This is a genomic window from Sunxiuqinia dokdonensis (genome assembly GCF_001270965.1).
GTDB lineage: Bacteria > Bacteroidota > Bacteroidia > Bacteroidales > Prolixibacteraceae > Sunxiuqinia > Sunxiuqinia dokdonensis.
Genome location: NZ_LGIA01000124.1, coordinates 1 through 20,618, shown reverse-complemented (window position 1 = coordinate 20,618; position 20,618 = coordinate 1). Strand labels below are relative to the sequence as shown.

Sequence of the window (20,618 nt, the reverse complement as noted above, 5' to 3'; positions counted from 1 at the left end):
CGTTCTCTTTTTTAGGTTAGAAAGAAAGGTTAACACCAACATTGACCATACTGTTTTGCGGGTATTGCAAACCATTTTCATCCATCACTTCCGGCTCAACACCCAGTTTCCTGAGATTATCAATGGAGAACAGGTTGTAGGAGTTCACATACAGACGGGCTTTTTGCATCCCCACTTTCTGCACCAGGTACTGCGGAATGGAGTAGCCCACTTCCAAGGTTCTCAATCGGATATAACGTGCATTGGTCAACCAATAAGTCGATTGTTTATTGTAGTTGTTGTGTCCACCGGCATTAAAGCGCAAGGCCGGATACCGTCCAGCAATCCATTGGCTGTTCAGGTCGTACGGATCTTCCCGATGCCAGCGGTCATCGTAGAACTGCTTCAGCAGGTTACCGGTATTCTGGTAGGGCCAACGCATTTCCCAGTTCTGGTTGTAAGAGTAGGCTGAACCGCCGGAGAAATCCGCTTTCAGGTCAAAGCCCTTGTAGTCGGCGCTAATATGGAAACCAAAGTTAACAATGGGGTTCCGGTTCCTTGGAAAACCAATGGGGCGTTCATCTAAACCGTTAATGCGCCCATCGCCGTTCACGTCTTTATAAATCAAGTCGCCGGGCAACATATCCCGGTTACCTTGTCCATCGTTATTGACCGGCCAACTGTTGATCTGCTCAAACGATTCAAACTGGCCAATCACTTCATATCCCCAGAAAATACCAGTCCAGCGATCTTCTCTTGAATCACGGTAATGACGCCAGGAGTTTCCAAAGCGAGGTTTGTAGGATTCCAGAAACTTCTCACGGGCAAACGAAATATTTCCACCCACAGTATAGTTCAAATCACCAGCTTTCCCATTGTAGGCAATAGAGGTTTCAGCCCCCATGATCGCGTCGCTCTCAACGTTTTCATCGGGTAGGTCGTAGCCAACCTCACTCGGAATCAGAATATCATATTTGCGACCGCGCAGGCCTTCGCGTTTCCGGTAGAAATAATCAACCGTACCACTTAGCTTACCATTCATAAACGAATAATCGGCACCGATATCGGTAATGGTACTGGTAAACCATGAAATGGATTTAATGGGGACACCTCTGTCACGGGCTCCGGTAATAATCTCGCCATCCATAATCACCGCTTGCGAAGCGTAATCATAACCTGTCAGATAGGCGAAATTCCCAATAAATCTGTCATCACCAGAACCAATTCCCATATTAATGTTATCATCACCCAGCTCCCCGTAAGAGGCACGTAGTTTCAAATCAAGACTGCTCTCTCCCAGCAGTGCTTTGGCAAAATTTTCTTCCGTAATCCGCCAGCCCACTGATGCCGATGGGAAAAATCCCCAGCGCTCATCCGAAACGAATTTCCAGGATGCGTCCTGACGTCCAGCCAACTCCAAATAGTATTTATTGTCGTAATTGTAGTTGAAACGACCGATGTATCCAATCCGGGCACTTTCATCATCCGAATCATTATAAGTATCGATATCCGGAAATTGGAGCAAAGGTAAAGCGTTTGTTTTTGGCACGGCATGTACCCAAACATCCAAATCGCGCCGTTCAATGCGCTCATTCACGAAAGTTGCCGCAATACCATGCTTGCCAAACTCTTTGGCGTAGTTGATCTGGCCCTGCAAAACGGTCTCCAGTACTTTGTGGGTTCCACGTTCCCTCCAGGGGTTGTTCATGGTGAAAGTCACCCGGTATTCGTCTGTATCCGGAAAATAGGAATAAGCTTCGTAAGTATATTCGTGCCCGTTCATCAAGCGGTCGGCGATGTAATGCGAATAGGTTCCCTTTACACTTAAACCATCAATGGGGACATCGTACTCTCCGGTGAAGTTCAATTGCAGCACGCGCCAGTCTTCGGTCCAGTAGCCCGATTTTTCCTTGGTTAGCAAACCCCAGTTTTCGGCCATGTGCCCGATGTTGTTGATGTACTCCGGATTATCGTTGGCATAAGGACGTTCTGTTGGCCGGTTACGGAACAAGGCAAAACGGGGAGCCCAATAATCATCACCACCGGGAACACCGGGGTTGTCGCGCGTTTCAACACGTCCGTTGATCGAAACACCCACTTTAATCCGATCGGTAATCTTGGCATCCACATTCGATTGGAAGTTGGTTCGTCCAAAAGTAAATTCGCGGCCCAGCATGGAGTTTTGATCCAAGCGGGTCACTGACAAATAATAGTTGATTTTATCCGATCCACCGGAAGTACTTACGTTAATTGATGTTTGGGGTGAATTGGGTTGGATAATAAAATCATACCAGTCGAAACTCTGGTAACCAGGCTCAGTGCCGGCACGCCACTTGTCCAACTCGTCTTGTGTAATGTTGGTTGCGCCGTCCAAATTCATATCCGCATAGGCCTTACCAAGCATCCATTCATAGGCACCAACTGTTTCGGGGAAACGGGTCCAGTTTTGCCAGCCTGTATAAGCATCTACATTGATGGTATTTTTTGTGCCGAGTTTTCCACGTTTGGTCGTAACAACCACAACCCCGTTTGCAGCCCGCACCCCATAAATGGCTGCCGAAGCATCTTTCAATACGGTAATGCTTTCAATGTCGTTTGGAGAAAGGTTGTTAAACTGTCCGGCGTCTTTTTGAATTCCATCAATAACATACAGGGGGTTTCCCATATTACGAATCTGTATGGTGGCGCTGGCCCCCGGTCGTCCGTCCGGCATCCGGAAGGTTACCCCGGCAATTTTACCCGCCAATGCTCCCGAAACAGTTGTGGCATGCACCCGGTCTAAATCTTCAGCGGTCACGCCGGAAATGGCTCCTGTTATCGACTCTTTCTTTTGAACACCGTAACCAATCGCCACCACTTCTTCAAGACCAATGGACGACTCGTTCATGGTAATGTTAATCACACTTTGGCTGCCCACTTCCACTTCCAGGGTCTCCATGCCCACAAACGAGAACACCAGCGTGGTTACGCCCGACTCCAGGCTGATGGAGTAATTACCATCAAAGTCGGTAATGGTTCCCCGGGTGGTACCCTTGGCGACAACCGTTACTCCGGGCAAAGGCTCTCCGCCCGAATCCAGCACTTTCCCGGTGATCATCCTCGCCTGCGCACTTTGCGTTGTGGTGAGGACAATCAAATCGTTTTCCAGGATTTTGTAACTGATATCCGAACCTTCAAAAAGTCGGTTCAAAATCCCTTCAACATTGGCATCCTTAACGGTAAAATTCACCACCTGATCGATGTTGGTGAAATCGTCGTTAAAGAAAAAGCGGAAGCGACTTTGATTTTCAATTTCAGTAAAGACTTCCCGAATCGTTTTACCACGGTAGTCGCCGTCAAACTTGGTATTCTGCGAATACACTGAGGCGTTTACCTGTACCAGGAAAGCCAGGATAAAAATGGCTGTTAGTTTCATCACAAGCAATGTTTTTTTTAGTTTACCCCTCGCAGGGAAAACAAATCCAATCCGATTTTTTTTCATACATTTGGTTTGTTAAATGGTTAACAATAGATGCTTGCAGCAGCTACCAACTTATGCAGCATCGATTAAAATTTAACTCAATCATTTTTCAAGGGGAACGGATGGGTCAATCTGTTCCCTTTCTTGTTCATCTTAAGTACTTTTTAAAATTTCTGGTTCGTTTCAAATCTTTATTTATGGTTACTACTTTTCCTTTAATTTCGTAGGCGATGGGCGAAGTAATGGCAATGACATCCATCACTTGTTGCAGGGTTTCATCTTCGAGAGTGCCAGTAAACCGATAGTTTTCGATTTCCTCAGATTCAAATTCGAAGGTATAATCGTATTTACGCCCCAACTTTACCACCAAGTCTTTCAGCATCTCACTTTCAAAGATCAACTGATCATTTCTCCAGGCAATCAGTGGTCGCGGATCAATATTAGTCAGGATTTCCATACGTGGTTTGCCACTTGCCAGGGCATCTTCGTTCTTTTTATAGAACGTGGCTTTTGAGTTTGGCTCCATAAAAACATGGTCATCAATGATCTTCCGCTCATGATCCAACTTGACCCTGCCTTTAACCAGTATAGTTTCTATGACCGGTTCCTCTTCATAAGCCTGTATATTGAATTCGGTTCCAACAACTTCAACCAGAAAACCATGGGCATTGACCTGAAATGGCAGTTTGTCGTTTTTGGTCACCTCAAAATAGCCTTCGCCAACCAAAGCAACATTTCGCTCTTCCTTGCTAAAGTCGGTTGAGTACCTGAGGGTACTTCCCGCGTTTAGCCAAACAACCGAACTGTCGGGCAAAACCACCCTGGATTTTGCTCCCAGTGGTGCTTCAATTTCGCAGAAGGCTGCTGGTTCCGGTTCTCCCGGAGCATTCAGAAAATTGACCAACAATCCGCCCATAACAAATGACAACACAATGACGGCTGCAATTTTTGTGATTTGAAGATATAACGGGACGGAGCGGGAATCTTTATCGTATTGTTTTTGCTTGATCTGTAACTTCACTTTCCGGAATGCATCATCGCTTATAAAACGACCGCTTACCTGATAGCTCGTTTCTTCCAGGCTCTGAATCATCCCTTTTTTCAGTGCCACAACCGATTGCTCCTCCTCAAAGAAAGCTTCCAGCTCATACAACTCCTGCAAGCTACATTCGCCTGTATGGAGTTTTTCAAGCAGCTGAAAAAATCGGGGTTCTATTGTTGAATTCTTTTCCATGTCACAGGTAATACAAGAAGGCCAAACTGAACACTCAAAAAAAAACTGATTTTTTTTGAGAATCTTTAACGTGCAGGAGTAGACCAATCTGGATTAAAGCATTATTCATCTCAATCCCTGGAAGATGGCGGTGGAAAGAAGCCTAGCAAAAAGGCAGGATGCCTTGACAAAGGCAAAAAAGGATAAACAGGTATTCTCCTTTCAAATGCTCTTTCAAATATTTTGTGGTCCGGTAGATTTGATTTTCTACCGTTCGGATGGATAGACCCAGTTGCTCGGCAATCTCAGGATTTGACAAGCCCTCTACTCGGCTTAATTTGAATACATTTCGCTGTTGCTCTGGAATTTTTTCAAGAAGGGAACGGATACGCGCATCCAACTCACTCAATTGAAGTTGCGCTTCGGGGCTATCGCCAAAAGAATGGTTAAAATTCAGGATATATTTCTCATATTTCTGCCGGACAACCTGGTGCTTCATATGGTTGAACACTTTATTCACCGTCATTTGATAGATGAAACTTTTGAATGATCGATCCTCATCAAGATCATCTTTCATCTCCCAAATCCGCAGAAAAACATCCTGCACAATTTCTTCAGCGACAAATGATTCTTTCAGGTAAGAAAAAGAAAACTCATACAGTCTTTCGCCATACTTTACGAAGAGCTCCTGAAAGGCTTTCATATCTCCCCTCTTCATCTTCATAACCAGCCCACGATCGATATTTCCAGTTTGCTTAGGCACTTGTCAATCTCCTGTCTTTTTTAAATCCTGGTCCAAAGTACGAAATAAAAAGTCCAAATAACACCTCAGTTAAAGGATTGGGAGGTTTTTTTCTTCCAAAGTCGGGCTGATAAGTCCCTTTATAAAACTAAAAGAAGTGCCCGCAGCATTCTCTCGCTTTTCAGCGTAAGAATTGCCACAGACACTATCACTACTACTACTCTCTATTAACTAATATTTTCAATACGGCTATTTCTCCAACAATTTAATAAAGTAACCACCAACAACCGAGCGAGCTTGAAAACCAACCTGCTCGGCACTGGGTGTTTCGTACCAGTCGGACATGGGCACGCGGTCGGGCGTTTCGGTGACAAAAGCATGCAAGGGGTCGATGAACTTTTGAAAAGTTTCCTGGTCATCGGCCAGCGTGGCGGTCCACACAATCCAGTCACTTTTGGTGTAGGTTCTGCGGTTGTCCAATGGCAAACCATACTTGTTTTGCTTGGTCAGGTAATAGGCAATTTCGGTTTGCGCCACTTCGGCCGGAAAAATATCCAGCTTCATCAGCTTGTCCCAGACCAGGTTGTACTTCTGACTCCAGGTTCCGGGCTTGTCAAAAGTCAGGCGGTAGTGGTCGCCATCGTCGGCCATCTTCATCCATTCCTGCGCCATGCGTTTGGCTTCGGAGGTGTATTTTTCGGCTACCTCGTCTTTGCCCAGCATTTTGGCCAAACGGCCGTAGCTGGCAATACCCATAATGGCTTTGACCGACAGGTTCACGTTGTGGGCAAAGTGACCCGCAAAATCGTCCGTACACAGTTGGTTGTCCGGATCCAGTCCGTTCTCCAACAGGTAGTTGGCCCAGGTGGTCAATGCCTCCCAATGTTCGGCGGCGTAGTCAGCATTGCCTTCCATTTCAGCAATGGCAGCGGTCAGAATCACCATGTTACCCGATTCTTCAACCGGCATGTCGCCACCGTAAGTTTGGCCGTTGGCCAGCGGATAGGTACCCACGTCGTGTGCGGCGAAAGGCTTGGTCCATTGGCCGCTTTCGGTATAGTAGAAAATCGGGTTGAGCATGCCTTTCAGCAAATCGGGATTGTATTTTAGATACAGCGGAGCTGACGGGTAAGTCACATCAACCGTTCCGATAGATCCGTTGCTGAAGTTTTCCTTCGACAAAAACAAAATGTTGCCCTGGGTATCTTTCACCAGTTTGTGGGCGGCAATACTCTGGCGGAAAGCCAGCACGCACAGGTCGGCGTAGTTTTCACCACCGGCTTGCACGGTTTCGTCCCACAATTGGTTATCGAACTCGGCACTGCGATTCATCACCTGGCCGTAATCAGCCGAGGCTGCCTGAAGCGCGTCGTTGATCGTGACCGTTCCTTCTTTGGTCCACCAGCCTTTCAGGTTGTCGCCAAAGTATTGAATGGATTCCAAATCATCGTAAGCCAGCATCACATAGCCCGAAGCTTCCTTGGAAGAAACTGTTCCCAGGTTATCAACAAAAGCCATGGCCGGCATTTCTTTCACCGGACGCGTAGTCATACTTTCAACACCGGTTACTTTTCCGGCTTGCTCAAACTCCTGCTTCGAGCTAAAGTATTCGTTGATTGACAGGCTGGTGTTTTCCGACTGATTGGCCGCCAAATACACATAGCCCCAGTCAATGCGAATGTTGTCGCCTTTCTTCTCCAAAACAGGCTGCTCGGTAGTTCCGGCTTTCACAAAGTTGACCGCTCCTGCCTGACCTTGGGTTACTTCCACTTCCTGAGCCGGCACATTCACGGCCCACTCGGGCGTGGCTTCAATATAAACCTGCACCTCGTGCTCAGCTCCGTCGTTCGACACCACCTGGTAGTTGATGTAATTTACCGGGCGCGACAACAAGTCCAAATCATCGGGCAATAAAGGCGAAACAAACTGAAGTTTCAGGTCAACCGGGCCACAGGTAAACTCGTAGTGGGTTTGTGTAGCCGAAAGCGACACTTTAGTTTGCTTGGCAGTTTGTGTAAAAACATCGCCTTCGGGGCTTTGCTGATACAATCCAAAATCGACATAACCTCCACCCGTACGGTTGTGGCAATGCGTAGCAATCACATTCTTCTCGCCTGGTTTCAACCAGGAAGCATCAATTTTCAGCACAACGTTATTGTGCCATTCGTATGCTGTTTTTACCAGCTGTGTTCCATTCAGGTACAATTCAAAAATATCGTCGTGCGAATAGATCAGGTAAATATCTTCCTCCGAAAGATTGTCCGGAATGGAAAACTCGCGACGAACCCAAATATCTTTGGAGGTCCAAACAGTCCCAAGCGAAGGCATCTCGGGTGTTCCAAATGCGCCTTTCCCTGTTTTCCACGAACCATCATTAAAATCACCTTTCTCCCAACCTTTGGCAGGCTCGTTCTCGGTGTATTGTGCGTTCCAAAAATCAAAGTTTGCCATTGGCACGATTGGCGTCCATGGTACATCGACCTCACCTAAAAAGCGATACACCTGGCCGTCAACACGAACGGCTCCAATTAGGGGGTGTTGTTCGCCGGTCCAGTGTTTGACGGGTTCATCGTACAAATTATCGGTCATCGACCAGGCACTGGTGTAGGGGTCGATGGTAATTAAGGGGTAAGCCGGAGCGCGAAGCTCGGTTGTTGTGGGTACTTTGGTTGCCATTGGGGATTGCGTGCATTGAGCAAACACCACCCCAACCAACAGCAATACAAATACAAAGTATGGTCTCTTCTTCATTCTACTGTTCGTTTTTATTTATAATTGATTTGATTTTAATTTCTTATTGGTTTTAGCAGGCAGCTCTTCGTCTATTCATTCAAATAATAAGGCTACCTTTACGCAACTGCCAATCTCAAATCAGACCAGCCTGCACCAACCAATACATTCTGGCAAAGAAATCTACTCATGCTTTTTCTGAAAAAAACCAGAAGAAAGTAAGCCTGACAATCCCCAAAGGCCACCTTCAAGGACAACCCATTACGCATGGATGTGGGAATTGTCCTGTGGAACAAGAAACTAGGCAAAAAAAACAGGCTAAGAAAGGTTTTGTTTCCTGATAAATAATTTCTAATTTTGCGCGACCATATTTTATGGGTAAAGAGTTTTAATGTTTAATAAATTAGATGTTTTATGAAAAACCAGTATGAAACCGTTTTCATTGCAACTCCCGTTTTATCTGATGTACAGATAAAGGAAGCGGTAACTAAGTTCAGGAGCATCATCACCGAAGACGGTGGAGAGATACTCAACGAAGAAGACTGGGGATTACGCAAGTTAGCTTATCCCATTCAGAAAAAAAGCACCGGTTTTTATCACCTGATCGAGTTTAAGGCTGAGCCTTCCTTGATTGCGAAGTTAGAAACCCAGTACCGACGCGACGAGCGGATCATCCGTTTCCTGACTTTTAAGTTGGATAAATACGCTGCGGAGTACAGTGAGAAGAGAAAAAATAATTTGAAAGCTAAAAAATCTGAAAAGGAGAATTAAGCTATGGCTAACAATCAAAGTGAAATCAGGTACCTGACTCCCCCGTCAGTCGAAATTAAAAAGAAAAAGTACTGCCGCTTTAAAAAGAACAAAATCAAATATGTGGATTATAAAGATCCAGAGTTTTTGAAAAAATTCCTGAACGAGCAAGGTCGTATTCTTCCTCGCCGAATCACTGGTACTTCATTGAAATACCAGCGCAAAGTGGCCAAAGCAGTTAAACGTTCGCGTCATTTAGCGATGCTGCCCTACTTAACAGATATGTTGAAATAATTTAAAGAATTTAGAAAAATGGAAATTATTTTATTACAAGACGTTCAGAACCTGGGCAGCAAAGACGACATGGTAACAGTTAAAGACGGTTACGGTCGTAACTTTTTGATCCCTAACAAAATGGCGATTGTCGCCACTGAATCGGCAAAAAAAATACTGGCTGAAAATACCAGACAACGCGCTCACAAAGAAGCTAAACTGAAAGAGGAAGCTTTGGCGATTGCAGAAAAACTGCAAAACAAGCAAGTTGTTATTGCAACTAAAACCAGTTCTACCGGAAAAATCTTTGGTTCTGTTAATACCATTCAGCTTGCTGAAGCCATTAACAAAAAAGGATTCGAAATTGACCGGAAACAAATTAAAATTGCTGACGACAGCATTAAAGAAGTCGGTAAATACACAGCCAAAATTAAACTACACAAAGAAGTGGTGGTTGATTTTGATTTTGAAGTTATTACCGAAGAATAGATTTAGATTTACACACATCAGACACATTTTTTTCAAACAGATAGAAAGCCATCCGTCATCAAGACAGATGGCTTTTTTGATAAGAAAAACACCTTGATCTAACTAAAACCCCTATTCGTTTTCGTGCCCAACAATCATTCGTTTGTTTTTCATGATATTCACCACCGCATCGACAATGTAATCGTCCTGCATGGTGGCATAATTGAAAATGAGGTCGAAATCGTTGTTGTTCATTTTCCGTCCGTTCACATGTTCCACAAACAACTCACGCTGGCGGTCAATTTCCATCACATAAGCCTGCGCTTCACTCTTGGTCATATTGCTGACCTGCATAATCCGGCTGATCCGCCAGTCCAGGGGCGCCTGCAATTTTATGCTCAGTTTCTGTGAAATATCGCGTGCAATTGAGCCCGCAGCCCGGCCCACAATGATAAAATTCCCCACCTCAGCCAAACGTAAAATGACATCGCGCACCGTGTCAATCACCTCCTGATCGTCGGCATCGTACACTTTATCGACAGAAAAAGCAGTCGTCACTTCATGCAGATGGGTTTTCGCTTCCGACAAAAAAACATGCTTCACTTGATCCGGATGCAATTCCAACTCCAGCGCAGCCTCTTCAATAATTTCTTTGCTCACCCATTTCCATTCCGACTCCGTCTGTGTTTCGGCCTGGTAGCTGTAGCCTGAAAGGATTTTTGACAATTTGATGGCAATTGGCTTGGCCGAACAACCACACTCCCGCGAAATCATGATTACTGGCCCCGGATACTTTGATTTCTTTTCAAATATTGTACTGTTCGACAGATAGTTACTCAAGAAATTTTTCATAGTCGCTGCGATTTTTGTACTGCATCAAATCAACCTTATTCCATACGCTTCATCTTTAAAACGGAGACTTTCCATGATCATCCATTTCACCTAAGCTCCAGATCCATAAAGCTACAACCTGAAAATTTAAAAAACTTCAAAAGCTGCTCTACAATAGCTCTTTTCAAAAATGTTATAAAACTATTTTTAACAGCATAAAACATTTTGCTATTTTCGTGTAAAACTTATTTCTATGAATCGAATCATACAAACAGCGCTCGCCTCCTTTGGCATGTCCGGCATGGTTTTTCACGGGCCCAGCTTAAAGGTTAATCCCAATTTTCATATTCACTCCATTTTGGAACGAAGCAAAAACCTGTCGGCCGAGTCCTACCCCGAAGCTAAAATTGTCAGAAGTTTTGAGGAACTCATCCAGCAGCCGGAGGTTGATTTGGTCATAATCAATACACCCGATGTTTTTCACTATGCCATGTGCAAGCAGGCGCTCGAAGCCGGCAAGCACGTGGTGGTTGAAAAACCGTTCACGCACGAAGTTGAGCAAGCAGACGAATTGATTGCGCTGGCCAAAAGCAAAAAGTTGGTGCTCTCAGTTTACCAAAACCGGCGCTGGGATGGTGATTTTTTAACGGTGAAAAAAATCCTTTCATCCGGAATGATTGGCCGGCTGGTTGAGTTCGAATCACATTTTGACCGCTACCGGAATTACGTGCAGGAAGGAACCTGGAAAGAAGAAGGCGACAAACGCCATGGCGTGCTTTTCAATTTGGGCTCGCACATGGTCGACCAGGTGTTGCAACTATTCGGATTACCACAGTCCGTGACTGCGCATCTGGCAATTTTACGCGACGGTGGCGAAGTAAACGACTATTACGAGATTCGCCTGCAATATGGAAATTTCGCGGCGATCCTGAAATCATCCTACCTGGTGCGCGAACCCGGGCCACGGTATAGTCTATACGGCACACATGGCACCTTTCATAAATGGGGAATTGATCCGCAGGAAGAAATGCTAAAAGCCGGACGCCTGCCCGACGAAGACGGCTGGGGAGACGAACCGCAAGAAGATTGGGGAATCATCAACACCGAGTGGAACGGACTAAACTACAAAGGTACGATTGAAACCCTAGCTGGAAACTACACAGCTTTTTACGAGAATCTGTATGAAGTTCTGGTAAACGGGAAAGAACTGGCTGTTAAGCCGGAAGAGAGCCGCGATGTCATTCATATTTTGAATTGCTGCCTGCAAAGCCACGAAGAAAACCGAACGGTTTTTCTTTAATCCCACGATAATTTGCGCAGGGTTTTCAACACCCGGTTTTCTTTGATTTCTCCTGAATAAAGAACCAAGGCATAACGCAATACAGTAGGTTCTGTTTCGGCCAGAGCTACCGGTTTGCGCCCCGGCCAAACGGCATTCTGCATGCTGTTCTCACTGCGCAAAATCCAGTCGTTGGCGGTTTCAAATTCATTGGCTGAATAAATCAGTACGCCGCCGGGCCGAGAATTTTGAGCCATTGAGCCCGACATATTGATATAATTGCCCGCTTCAACGGCTTCGTTTTGTGGGAGCACCACACCTTCGTCCGATGTAAAAGTCACATCGGCAGGTAAGTTGGCTCGAACAGAAAAGCCACCATAGCCTTTCACATCATCAGAGCCACCCAACTCCACGTTTTCAACCAAGGCTTTCAGTTCGATTTCAAACTGAATGATACGGTAGTTTTTTCGCTGTTCATAAAAATTCACCTGAACCCGCTCCTGCACAAAAGGTTTTTCACCGCCTTCATACGCTGGCGAGTTCCAATTAACAATGGTTTTCAGGGTTGCCATGCCCTCTTCGACCCTAAAAAACTCAACCGACTTCACATCATGAATGAACTCCCGCAACTCCCATTGATCGCCAATGGGTTCGCCATCAATCAAAAGCTGGTGCCAAGCCCAAAAAATTCCACGATGATGAATATGGTCTGCCGGGGCATCTTCCGTAATCAACGTACCATCGGGCAAATAAACCGGATGAAAATAGTTGTTGCGCCCTTTGTCGAGGTTCATCGCGGCAGCTTCTTTCTTATAAAAGGCAATCTTCTTGTCTCCCTCAGTCAATAAAATGCCGTCATCGGTTCGCTCCATGCTCAATTGAGCAAAAGCACTTGCGGAATAGAAAAGGGCGGACAGCAGCAGAACTAGTGTTTTATTCATGTTTAGCGAAGTTAGAGTTATCGTAAAATCAAACGTCAAGACTAAGATATAATTATCTGCTCAAACCAAGCCCTTTTTAAAGTTGAAAACTGTGGACGGCTGGAACTGCTCGGCCAGCCGAAACTTGGTCATCACTTTTTTCAAAGCATTTTTTGTGGGCTTTTCGTGATTCAGGTCAATGATGAAATTCGAAAATCCCTCCTTCTCCAGTTGTTTTCGGTATTGAAAAAGACTTACCGGAATCGTCGGAGTCACGATAGTCATCCCGTCTTTTTGCGACTTGACGAACGATTTTCCGCCATCATCCTTAAACCGATTTTCGGCACCCGAAACCTGCACCGGCATGCGCGAAAAAAACAGTTCGGGATACGAATGAAGGACGACAAAACCCTGCTTGTTTTTCATGCTCCTCAGATTTTCAAAATCGTTTTCAACAGGATAACAAAAATTGTGGATCCGGCTTTCATGAATCAATTTGGCCGCCGCATCATTATAAACATACACATTTTCGTTGCTGATGACTTGGCTGGAATTGTCCAGCAACAGTTTCTGCGACAAATGACTAATAAAAAACCGGTCAATTCCTCGCTTTTCAATTTCATGCAAAAGCGATTTCCAGTCTTCCACTTGTTCTTCGGCAATAAATTTGGGAAGTTCAATGTGTATTTTCGCCTGGTTTGCCTGAACAAACGAAGCCGAAAAGTCAAAGGCCTCCAACTGTCTGCGAGAGAACGACAGCACAATTCCATCAAGCTCGTCGGTCCGCAACCAGTCGAACCATTTCGGATCGTCAATCCGAAGAAAAACCTGCGATGTCGAAGCCTTTTGCTTTATTGTCAGTTGCTCCCGAAATCGTTTTTTCTCGGAAAGTGGCAGTCTCACCGCCCGATAATTGGGCAGTTTTCTGAATTTGGCAGGCAGCGCCTTCGCCTTACGCCCCACCCAGAATAGTTCATCACCTGCCTGGACGGTTTCTTTGCTGTCCAGCACAAAGGAGTACCGGTTATTCGCTCTTTGCAAGGCTTGCAGGCGGGCATTAAACGTACTTTCGTTTCGCACATTTCGAATCCGGATCCGATCCCCTTCCTTCAGGTCAATGCCGGACTCGAAGGTCAGTTCGCGGTTCTTCACCCGGCTCACAAAACCAACCGGAATACCGGTGTTTGAGGAATCGGTAATACCTTCTTTCACGTCTTTCCCAAGAAAGTACGCCATCTTTTCGCGACCGAAATCCAGTTTCAGCAGTTCTTCCGCTTCCTCCCTTTTCTCCGGATGATCAATAGCCGTTCGGTAAGCCTGGGCCACCCGATACACGTAATCGGCCGATTTCATGCGGCCTTCCACTTTCAGCGAACGGATGCCCAGCGCCTTTAGTTCCTCCAGGTTCGGCAGTTGTTGGTTATCTTTCAGATTAAACAAAAACTTATCTTGCTGATCATCTTTGTACATCCGCCGGCAAGGCTGGGCACACAAGCCCCGGTTGGCACCGCGGCCGCCCAGGTAACTGCTAAAAAAACACATGCCCGAAAACGAATAGCATAAAGCGCCATGCACAAACAACTCCAGTTCCGTATTGGCTTTTGCAGCAATTTTTTTCAACTCGGTCTTGGTGAGCTCGCGCGCCAAAATCACCCGGGCCATTCCTTTTTGTTCCGAAAAGGCGACACCCGGCGAATTGTGATTTCCCATTTGCGTGCTGGCATGAATCACCAGTTTCCGGAAACGCAGCCTAGCCAGGTAATACAAACCCCAGTCTTGAATAATAATGGCATCAACTCCGGCCTGCTCCAAAAAAGCCAGCACATCGAGCAAGGGCTCGATTTCTTTATTCTTAATCACCGTATTCAGGGTCACATATATTTTCACCCGGCGCTTTCGGGCTTCCTGCAAAGCAGCCAGCAAATGACTTTCCGTGAAATTGGCTGCACGACCACGCGCGTTGAAGCTAGTCAAGCCCAGATAAACTGCGTCGGCGCCACCTTCCAGGGCAGCATAAAACGACTCGGTATTGCCGGCAGGCAGAAGCAATTCAGGATTTTGGATACGCATAAACAAAGTAATTTTCACAAAAATAGGTATTATCCATTGTCCCTCTTAATTTTTGGAGATCGGAGGCCAGTCAAACGCTTATTTTTATTAATTATAAATTACACATTCCGGGCGAAATTGTTATCTCTACATTGCAAAATATCAAACTTCATGTTTACTTTTGCTTGCAGAAAATAGATCAGATACAAGTGGAACATCTTATACACATACATCAAACGCTTTTCGAACAATCGCGCGAAACCATTCGCCGCGAACTGATGGATGAGATTGACTGGTCGCACCGGCTGATTGGTATCAAAGGTTTTCGGGGAGTAGGCAAAACAAGCTTTCTGCTCGACCTGGTAAAAGAAAAATATGCCGACGACAAGACCTGCTTGTATGTCAACCTGAACAATTTTTACTTTACGCGGCGCAAGATTTACAACTTCGCCGACGAATTCTATAAAAAAGGTGGCAAAGTGCTCATCCTGGATCAAATTCATAAATATCCGGAATGGTCGGAAGAATTGCGTGCTTGTTACGACAATCTCCCGGAGCTTAAAGTTGTTTTCACGGCATCGCCTGTTTTGAGAGTCATCGAAGGAAATGCAGCCCTGAAAAACATCGCCAAAGTCTATCATCTGGAAGGATTGTCATTCCGCGAATACTTAAATTTCCACGGTAAACATGAGTTCCGGCGCTATAAGCTCGATGAAATACTGGCCAACCACCAGTCCATTGCAAACGAAATTACCGGGCACATCAAGCCGCTGGCCTACTTTCAGGAATATTTGCAAACCGGCTTTTATCCGTATTTTTTGAACAACAAATCGTTTTATTACGAAAAGCTGCTCAAACATGTCAACCTGGCCTTGGAGCTGGATGTAACTTATCTCAACCAATTGGAGTTGAAATATCTTCCCAAGCTGAGAAAGCTGTTGCAAATCACTGCCAGTGAGGCGCCATTTTCGCCAAACATCAGCAAGGTAAGCAACGAAGTGGAAACCTCGCGGGCTACAATTATGAACTACATGCGCTACTTGAAAAACGCGCGTCTCGTCAACCTGCTGTTTCAAAATGGCAGCGAAGATCAATCGAAAAAGCCGGATTTGGTTTATATGCACAACACCAATCTGCTGTTTGCCGTAGAACCGAACAACACCAGTAACCGAAATTTACGGACCACCTTCTTTTACAACCAGGTGGGCTACCAGCACCAGGTAAAAAGCTCGGACAAAGGTGACTTTAAGGTGAACGAAAAATACCACTTCATGATTGGAGGAAAATATACGGAGCCGGAAGATGGAACTTATGCAGCTGCCGACATGATTGAAACCGGCAGCGAGAATAAGATCCCCTTGTGGTTGTTTGGATTTTTGTACTAGATGCTGGATACTGGATGCTGGATATTAGATGCTGGATGCTAGATGCTAGATGCTAGATGCTAGATAAAAGGATTGAAGAGAATAGATAAAATTAAAAAGGATGTCGTATAAAAAGCTGGAAATATGGACTTTGGCTCGTGAGCTTTCAATTAAAGTTCACAAGATGACCATGACCGAGCTTCCAGCTTTTGAGCTTTATGAAGAGGGCAGCCAGATTCGACGCTCTTCCAAAAGCACCCGTTCGCTGATTGTTGAAGGCTACGGAAGAAGAGAGTACAAGCAGGATTTCATTCGCTTCCTGATCAATGCACTGGCTTCAAACGATGAGAGCATCGATCATTTAGAAACTTTGTGGGAAACCCAGTCGCTGAAAAGTCGAAAAAGCTACGATGAACTTCTTCAACTGGCGAACCACCTGGGAATGAAGTTAAATCGTTTTATTGAAGTCGTAAAAGTGAAGCACAACCAATTGAAAGAACCAGAACAAGAATATTTTACAAACATACCTGCAATCCAAGATCAAGGATCAAGTATCGATCAAGGATCAAGTATCCCGGATCAAGTATCCAACAACAAGAATCGAGAATCAAAAGAATATAAATCTGAAATTTAACTTGAATAAAATGGCAAAAGAAAAAAAATTCATTACGTGTGACGGAAACTACGCGGCAGCGTACATGAGTTACATGTTTAGCGAAGTTGCCTGTATCTATCCCATTACGCCATCGTCAACCATGGCCGAATATGTGGATGAATGGGCTGCAAAAGGGAAAAAGAACTTATTTGGACGTCCGGTACGTTTAGCAGAGATGCAGAGTGAAGGTGGCGCTGCGGGTGCTGTTCACGGAGCGTTGCAATCAGGCGCATTGACTTCAACTTACACGGCCTCACAAGGCTTGTTGTTGATGATTCCGAACATGTACAAAATTGCCGGCGAATTGCTGCCGACTGTTTTCCACGTAAGTGCCCGTGCCCTGGCTGGACACGCCTTGTCAATCTTTGGCGACCACTCCGATGTTTACGCGGCCCGTCAAACCGGATTCGCCATGTTGGCTGCCGGTTCGGTACAGGAAGAAATGGACTTGGCGGGTGTTTCGCACCTGGCAACCTTGAAATCGCGCGTACCTTTCCTTTCATTCTTCGATGGATTCCGGACTTCACACGAAGTTCAAAAAATTGAGGTGATTGATCAGGAAGATATCCGCCCGTTGATTGACTACGATGCACTGCAAGCATTCCGCGATCGCGCGTTAAATCCTGAAACTCCACAAACCCGTGGTACTGCTCAAAACCCGGACATTTTCTTCCAGGCAAAAGAAGCTTCCAACGCATTTTACGATGCCGTTCCTGACATTGTAGAAAGCTACATGCAGGAAATTACCAAATTGACCGGGCGCGAATACCACCCGTTTACTTACTACGGTGACAAAGAGGCTGAAAACATTATCATCGCGATGGGTTCGGTTACTGAAACCATTAAGGAAACCATCGATCACCTGGCTGCCCAAGGCAAGAAAGTTGGTCTGTTGTCGGTACACCTGTATCGTCCGTTCAGTGCCAAATACTTTATGAATGTGCTGCCAAAATCAGTGAAGCGCATTGCCATTCTTGACCGCAGCAAAGAGCCCGGAACAAACGGCGAACCACTGTATCTGGAAGTAAAAGACCTGTTCTACGGAAAAGAAAATGCGCCTGTGATTGTTGGCGGACGCTTTGGTTTGGGTTCAAAAGACACCACGCCATCGCAAATCATGTCGGTTTACGAAAACCTGGAACTTCCCGAGCCGAAAAACGGATTCACACTGGGTATTGTTGACGACGTGACCTTCAAGTCACTTCCGCTGAAAGAAGAAATTAAAGTTTCGCCTGAAGGAACTTACGAAGCTAAATTTTACGGTTTAGGTTCGGATGGTACGGTTGGTGCCAACAAAAACTCGATCAAAATTATTGGTGACACAACCGATAAATTCTGCCAGGGTTATTTCGAATATGACTCAAAAAAATCGGGTGGTTTCACTTGTTCTCACCTGCGTTTTGGCGACAGCCCGATCCGGTCAACTTACCTGATCACGACGCCCGACTTTGTGGCTTGCCACGTTCCGGCATACGTGAACTTGTATGACGTGTTGAAAGGCCTGAAAAAAGGTGGTTCATTCTTGTTGAACTCGATTTGGGATGAAGAAGAAACCAAAAAACGCCTGCCCGACGCCATGAAGCGTTACCTGGCCGAAAACGAAATCAAATTCTACATCATCAACGGAACCAAACTGGGCGAAGAGCTTGGCCTGGGAACCCGGACCAACACCATCATGCAGTCGGCTTTCTTCAAGATCACTGGCGTAATTCCTTACGACCAGGCTGTTGATGCCATGAAAAAAGCGATTGTAAAATCGTACGGTGCCAAAGGAGAGAAAATCGTAAACATGAACTTTGCCGCCGTTGAAGCCGGAGGTAAAAACGTGGTTAAAGTTGCTGTTCCTGCCGAGTGGAAAGAAATCAAGCTCGAAGAAGAAGTAGCTGCCACTGACCGTCCGGATTACATCAGCAAATTTGTTGACGTGATCAACGCACAAAAAGGAAACAACCTGCCAGTATCTACTTTTGTAGGTTACGAAGATGGTACCTTTGAGCAAGGAACCGCTGCTTTCGAAAAACGCGGAATCGCGGTCAACGTGCCCGAATGGCAGGAAGACAACTGTATTCAGTGTAACCAATGTGCTTACGTTTGTCCTCACGCTGCTATCCGTCCGTTCCTGCTCACCGAAGAAGAACTGGCCAATGCACCGGAAGGAACAGCCGTCAAAACAGCGACACCAACCAAACAATTTCCGGGCTTGAATTTCCGTATTCAGGTGTCTGTACTCGATTGTACCGGTTGTGGAAACTGTGCTGAGGTGTGTCCTTCCAAGGAGAAATCATTGATCATGAAACCGCTGGGATCACAGGAGTCGCAAATTGCGCGCTGGGATTATATGGACAAGCAAGTCACTTACAAAGAGAAAGTGGTTGACAAGTTTAAGTCAGTGAAAAATTCACAGTTTGCACAGCCGTTGTTTGAGTTCTCCGGAGCTTGCGCAGGTTGTGGTGAAACACCATACATCAAGCTGATTACCCAGCTGTTTGGCGAGCGCATGATGATTGCCAACGCAACCGGTTGTTCTTCTATCTACGGTGGATCGGCTCCGGCAACGCCTTATTGCAAGCACAAAGAAAGTGGCGAAGGACCAGCATGGGCCAACTCCTTGTTTGAAGACAATGCCGAATATGGTTTTGGTATGGCCGAAGGTGTGAACGCACAACGCGACCGCATTGAGATGATCATGAGCGAAGCATTGCAAAATGGTATTGCTGAAGATGTGAAAGCGGCTTTTACTGCCTGGATTGAAGGAAAAGACAATGCCGAAGCAAGCAAAGAAGCATCAGCAAAAGTACTGGAAGTACTGGCTGGTAACGAAGAGACCTATGCCAAAGACATTCTGAGCCTGAAAAAATACCTGGTGAAAAAATCAGTTTGGGTATTTGGTGGCGACGGATGGGCTTACGACATCGGTTACGGTGGTTTGGATCACGTATTGGCTTCGGGCGAAGATGTAAACGTATTGGTGATGGACACCGAAGTTTACTCCAACACCGGTGGTCAGGCTTCAAAATCGACTCCGGTTGGTGCTGTGGCCAAATTCGCTTCCTCAGGTAAAAAAATCCGTAAGAAAGACTTGGGTGTGATGGCCATGTCGTACGGCTATGTTTATGTAGCACAAGTGGCTATGGGTGCTAACCAGGCACAATACCTGAAAGCGATCCGCGAAGCAGAAGCTTACCCGGGACCATCGCTGATCATCGCTTATTCTCCATGTATCAACCACGGACTGCGTGCCAGCATGGGTGCCACCCAGGCTGAGGAGAAGAAAGCCGTTGAAGCAGGTTACTGGTCACTGTACCGCTACAACCCGATGATCGAAGCGGAAGGGAAAAATCCTTTTGTACTCGATTCAAAAGATCCGGACTGGAGCAAATTCCAGGAATTCCTGAACGGCGAAGTTCGTTATACTTCACTGAAAAAGTCATTCCCGGAACAAGCTGCCGAACTGTTTAAAGCGTCGGAAGAAAATGCCAAATGGCGTCATGCTTCCTACAAGCGGTTCGCTGCTATGAACTTTGCGCCGGAAACGGTCGAAGAAAAGTAATCTGAGAAAAAAACCGTTTACTATAGTTCAAAAGCCATCTTCCTACGGGAGGGTGGCTTTTTTTGTGTTTTATTGATCGGATGATTCGAAGTCATTCGATCAATAAGCCGGCAACAGCTTTTAATGTAACACCAACCCTCAGCCGTCATCCCGATGAAGATCGGGATCTGTAAGAAAAACAGAGGTTAAGCCTCGTAATCATCCTCCGATATTTTATTTTTAAATCCAGCGGATTTACATGTTCGTAGAAAAATGGCAAGGAAGCAAGCCGTTCGATCCCATCCGGGATCGCATCTTTCCCTGATGCTGTGTTTCTATAAACATCCGATGCCACGGGCATCGAAAGGGTGATCAG

The 20,618-nt window shown here is 45.7% G+C and carries 14 protein-coding genes; 7 read left to right on the top strand and 7 right to left on the bottom strand.

Annotated features, from left to right (window positions below):
- Positions 1 to 16: 16 nt before the first annotated feature.
- The 4 genes from NC99_RS07755 to NC99_RS07740 all read right to left on the bottom strand — a co-directional run bounded on the left by NC99_RS07755 (position 17) and on the right by NC99_RS07740 (position 8,145).
- Complete coding sequence (locus tag NC99_RS07755; protein ID WP_082326369.1) at positions 17 to 3,394, bottom strand: TonB-dependent receptor; 3,378 nt, start codon at positions 3,392 to 3,394, stop codon at positions 17 to 19.
- Between the two features lie 193 nt (positions 3,395 to 3,587).
- A complete protein-coding gene (locus tag NC99_RS07750) occupies positions 3,588 to 4,673 on the bottom strand; it encodes a FecR family protein (protein ID WP_053181835.1) in 1,086 nt (361 codons plus the stop codon).
- A 142-nt stretch (positions 4,674 to 4,815) separates the two neighbouring features.
- Positions 4,816 to 5,376: an RNA polymerase sigma factor gene (locus NC99_RS07745; protein ID WP_157624658.1), complete on the bottom strand. Its 561-nt coding sequence runs from the start codon at positions 5,374 to 5,376 to the stop codon at positions 4,816 to 4,818.
- A gap of 267 nt (positions 5,377 to 5,643) precedes the next feature.
- Positions 5,644 to 8,145 carry a glutaminase family protein gene (locus NC99_RS07740; RefSeq protein ID WP_053181829.1) on the bottom strand — a complete coding sequence of 834 codons (2,502 nt, stop codon included), beginning with the start codon at positions 8,143 to 8,145 and terminating at the stop codon, positions 5,644 to 5,646.
- Between the two features lie 393 nt (positions 8,146 to 8,538).
- On the opposite strand from NC99_RS07740, the gene rpsF reads away from it, so the two are divergent.
- Genes rpsF through rplI form a run of 3 tightly spaced genes read left to right on the top strand, consistent with a single transcriptional unit; the run spans position 8,539 to position 9,636 of the window.
- On the top strand, positions 8,539 to 8,895 hold the full coding sequence (rpsF, locus tag NC99_RS07735) for a 30S ribosomal protein S6 (protein ID WP_053181826.1): 357 nt from the start codon (positions 8,539 to 8,541) through the stop codon (positions 8,893 to 8,895).
- 3 nt (positions 8,896 to 8,898) lie between these two features.
- A complete protein-coding gene (gene rpsR / locus NC99_RS07730) occupies positions 8,899 to 9,168 on the top strand; it encodes a 30S ribosomal protein S18 (RefSeq protein WP_053181823.1) in 270 nt (89 codons plus the stop codon).
- Between the two features lie 18 nt (positions 9,169 to 9,186).
- Positions 9,187 to 9,636 (top strand): 50S ribosomal protein L9, encoded by a 450-nt coding sequence (rplI, locus tag NC99_RS07725; RefSeq protein ID WP_053181819.1) that lies wholly within the window; start codon positions 9,187 to 9,189, stop codon positions 9,634 to 9,636.
- A gap of 111 nt (positions 9,637 to 9,747) precedes the next feature.
- Here rplI and NC99_RS07720 read toward each other — a convergent pair whose 3' ends face one another.
- Complete coding sequence (locus NC99_RS07720; RefSeq protein WP_053181816.1) at positions 9,748 to 10,467, bottom strand: cytidylate kinase-like family protein; 720 nt, start codon at positions 10,465 to 10,467, stop codon at positions 9,748 to 9,750.
- Between the two features lie 232 nt (positions 10,468 to 10,699).
- On the opposite strand from NC99_RS07720, the gene NC99_RS07715 reads away from it, so the two are divergent.
- A complete protein-coding gene (locus NC99_RS07715; RefSeq protein ID WP_053181813.1) occupies positions 10,700 to 11,746 on the top strand; it encodes a Gfo/Idh/MocA family oxidoreductase in 1,047 nt (348 codons plus the stop codon).
- Here the strand turns inward: NC99_RS07715 and NC99_RS07710 are convergent.
- Both NC99_RS07710 and NC99_RS07705 read right to left on the bottom strand, forming a co-directional pair.
- Positions 11,743 to 12,666 (bottom strand): DUF6807 family protein, encoded by a 924-nt coding sequence (locus tag NC99_RS07710; protein ID WP_053181810.1) that lies wholly within the window; start codon positions 12,664 to 12,666, stop codon positions 11,743 to 11,745. The genes NC99_RS07715 and NC99_RS07710 overlap by 4 nt on opposite strands.
- A gap of 60 nt (positions 12,667 to 12,726) precedes the next feature.
- The gene (locus NC99_RS07705) at positions 12,727 to 14,715 is read right to left on the bottom strand and encodes a peptidase U32 family protein (RefSeq protein ID WP_053181807.1); all 1,989 of its coding nucleotides are present in this window, start codon (positions 14,713 to 14,715) and stop codon (positions 12,727 to 12,729) included.
- A gap of 188 nt (positions 14,716 to 14,903) precedes the next feature.
- On the opposite strand from NC99_RS07705, the gene NC99_RS07700 reads away from it, so the two are divergent.
- The 3 genes from NC99_RS07700 to nifJ all read left to right on the top strand — a co-directional run bounded on the left by NC99_RS07700 (position 14,904) and on the right by nifJ (position 20,263).
- Positions 14,904 to 16,079, top strand: a complete 1,176-nt coding sequence (locus NC99_RS07700) for an AAA family ATPase (RefSeq protein WP_053181867.1) — start codon at positions 14,904 to 14,906, stop codon at positions 16,077 to 16,079.
- A gap of 100 nt (positions 16,080 to 16,179) precedes the next feature.
- The gene (locus tag NC99_RS07695; RefSeq protein WP_082326366.1) at positions 16,180 to 16,692 is read left to right on the top strand and encodes a four helix bundle protein; all 513 of its coding nucleotides are present in this window, start codon (positions 16,180 to 16,182) and stop codon (positions 16,690 to 16,692) included.
- 10 nt (positions 16,693 to 16,702) lie between these two features.
- On the top strand, positions 16,703 to 20,263 hold the full coding sequence (nifJ, locus tag NC99_RS07690) for a pyruvate:ferredoxin (flavodoxin) oxidoreductase (RefSeq protein WP_053181804.1): 3,561 nt from the start codon (positions 16,703 to 16,705) through the stop codon (positions 20,261 to 20,263).
- The last annotated feature ends 355 nt before the right edge of the window (positions 20,264 to 20,618 follow it).

Coding starts and splice junctions, on each gene's coding strand:
- rpsR (WP_053181823.1), top strand. CDS start 8,899: ATGGCTAACAATCAAAGTGAAATCAGGTACCTGACTCCCCCGTCAGTC.
- rpsF (WP_053181826.1), top strand. CDS start 8,539: ATGAAAAACCAGTATGAAACCGTTTTCATTGCAACTCCCGTTTTATCT.
- rplI (WP_053181819.1), top strand. CDS start 9,187: ATGGAAATTATTTTATTACAAGACGTTCAGAACCTGGGCAGCAAAGAC.
- NC99_RS07750 (WP_053181835.1), bottom strand. CDS start 4,673: ATGGAAAAGAATTCAACAATAGAACCCCGATTTTTTCAGCTGCTTGAA.
- NC99_RS07695 (WP_082326366.1), top strand. CDS start 16,180: ATGTCGTATAAAAAGCTGGAAATATGGACTTTGGCTCGTGAGCTTTCA.
- NC99_RS07740 (WP_053181829.1), bottom strand. CDS start 8,145: ATGAAGAAGAGACCATACTTTGTATTTGTATTGCTGTTGGTTGGGGTG.
- NC99_RS07745 (WP_157624658.1), bottom strand. CDS start 5,376: ATGAAGATGAAGAGGGGAGATATGAAAGCCTTTCAGGAGCTCTTCGTA.
- NC99_RS07705 (WP_053181807.1), bottom strand. CDS start 14,715: ATGCGTATCCAAAATCCTGAATTGCTTCTGCCTGCCGGCAATACCGAG.
- nifJ (WP_053181804.1), top strand. CDS start 16,703: ATGGCAAAAGAAAAAAAATTCATTACGTGTGACGGAAACTACGCGGCA.
- NC99_RS07715 (WP_053181813.1), top strand. CDS start 10,700: ATGAATCGAATCATACAAACAGCGCTCGCCTCCTTTGGCATGTCCGGC.
- NC99_RS07720 (WP_053181816.1), bottom strand. CDS start 10,467: ATGAAAAATTTCTTGAGTAACTATCTGTCGAACAGTACAATATTTGAA.
- NC99_RS07755 (WP_082326369.1), bottom strand. CDS start 3,394: ATGAAACTAACAGCCATTTTTATCCTGGCTTTCCTGGTACAGGTAAAC.
- NC99_RS07710 (WP_053181810.1), bottom strand. CDS start 12,666: ATGAATAAAACACTAGTTCTGCTGCTGTCCGCCCTTTTCTATTCCGCA.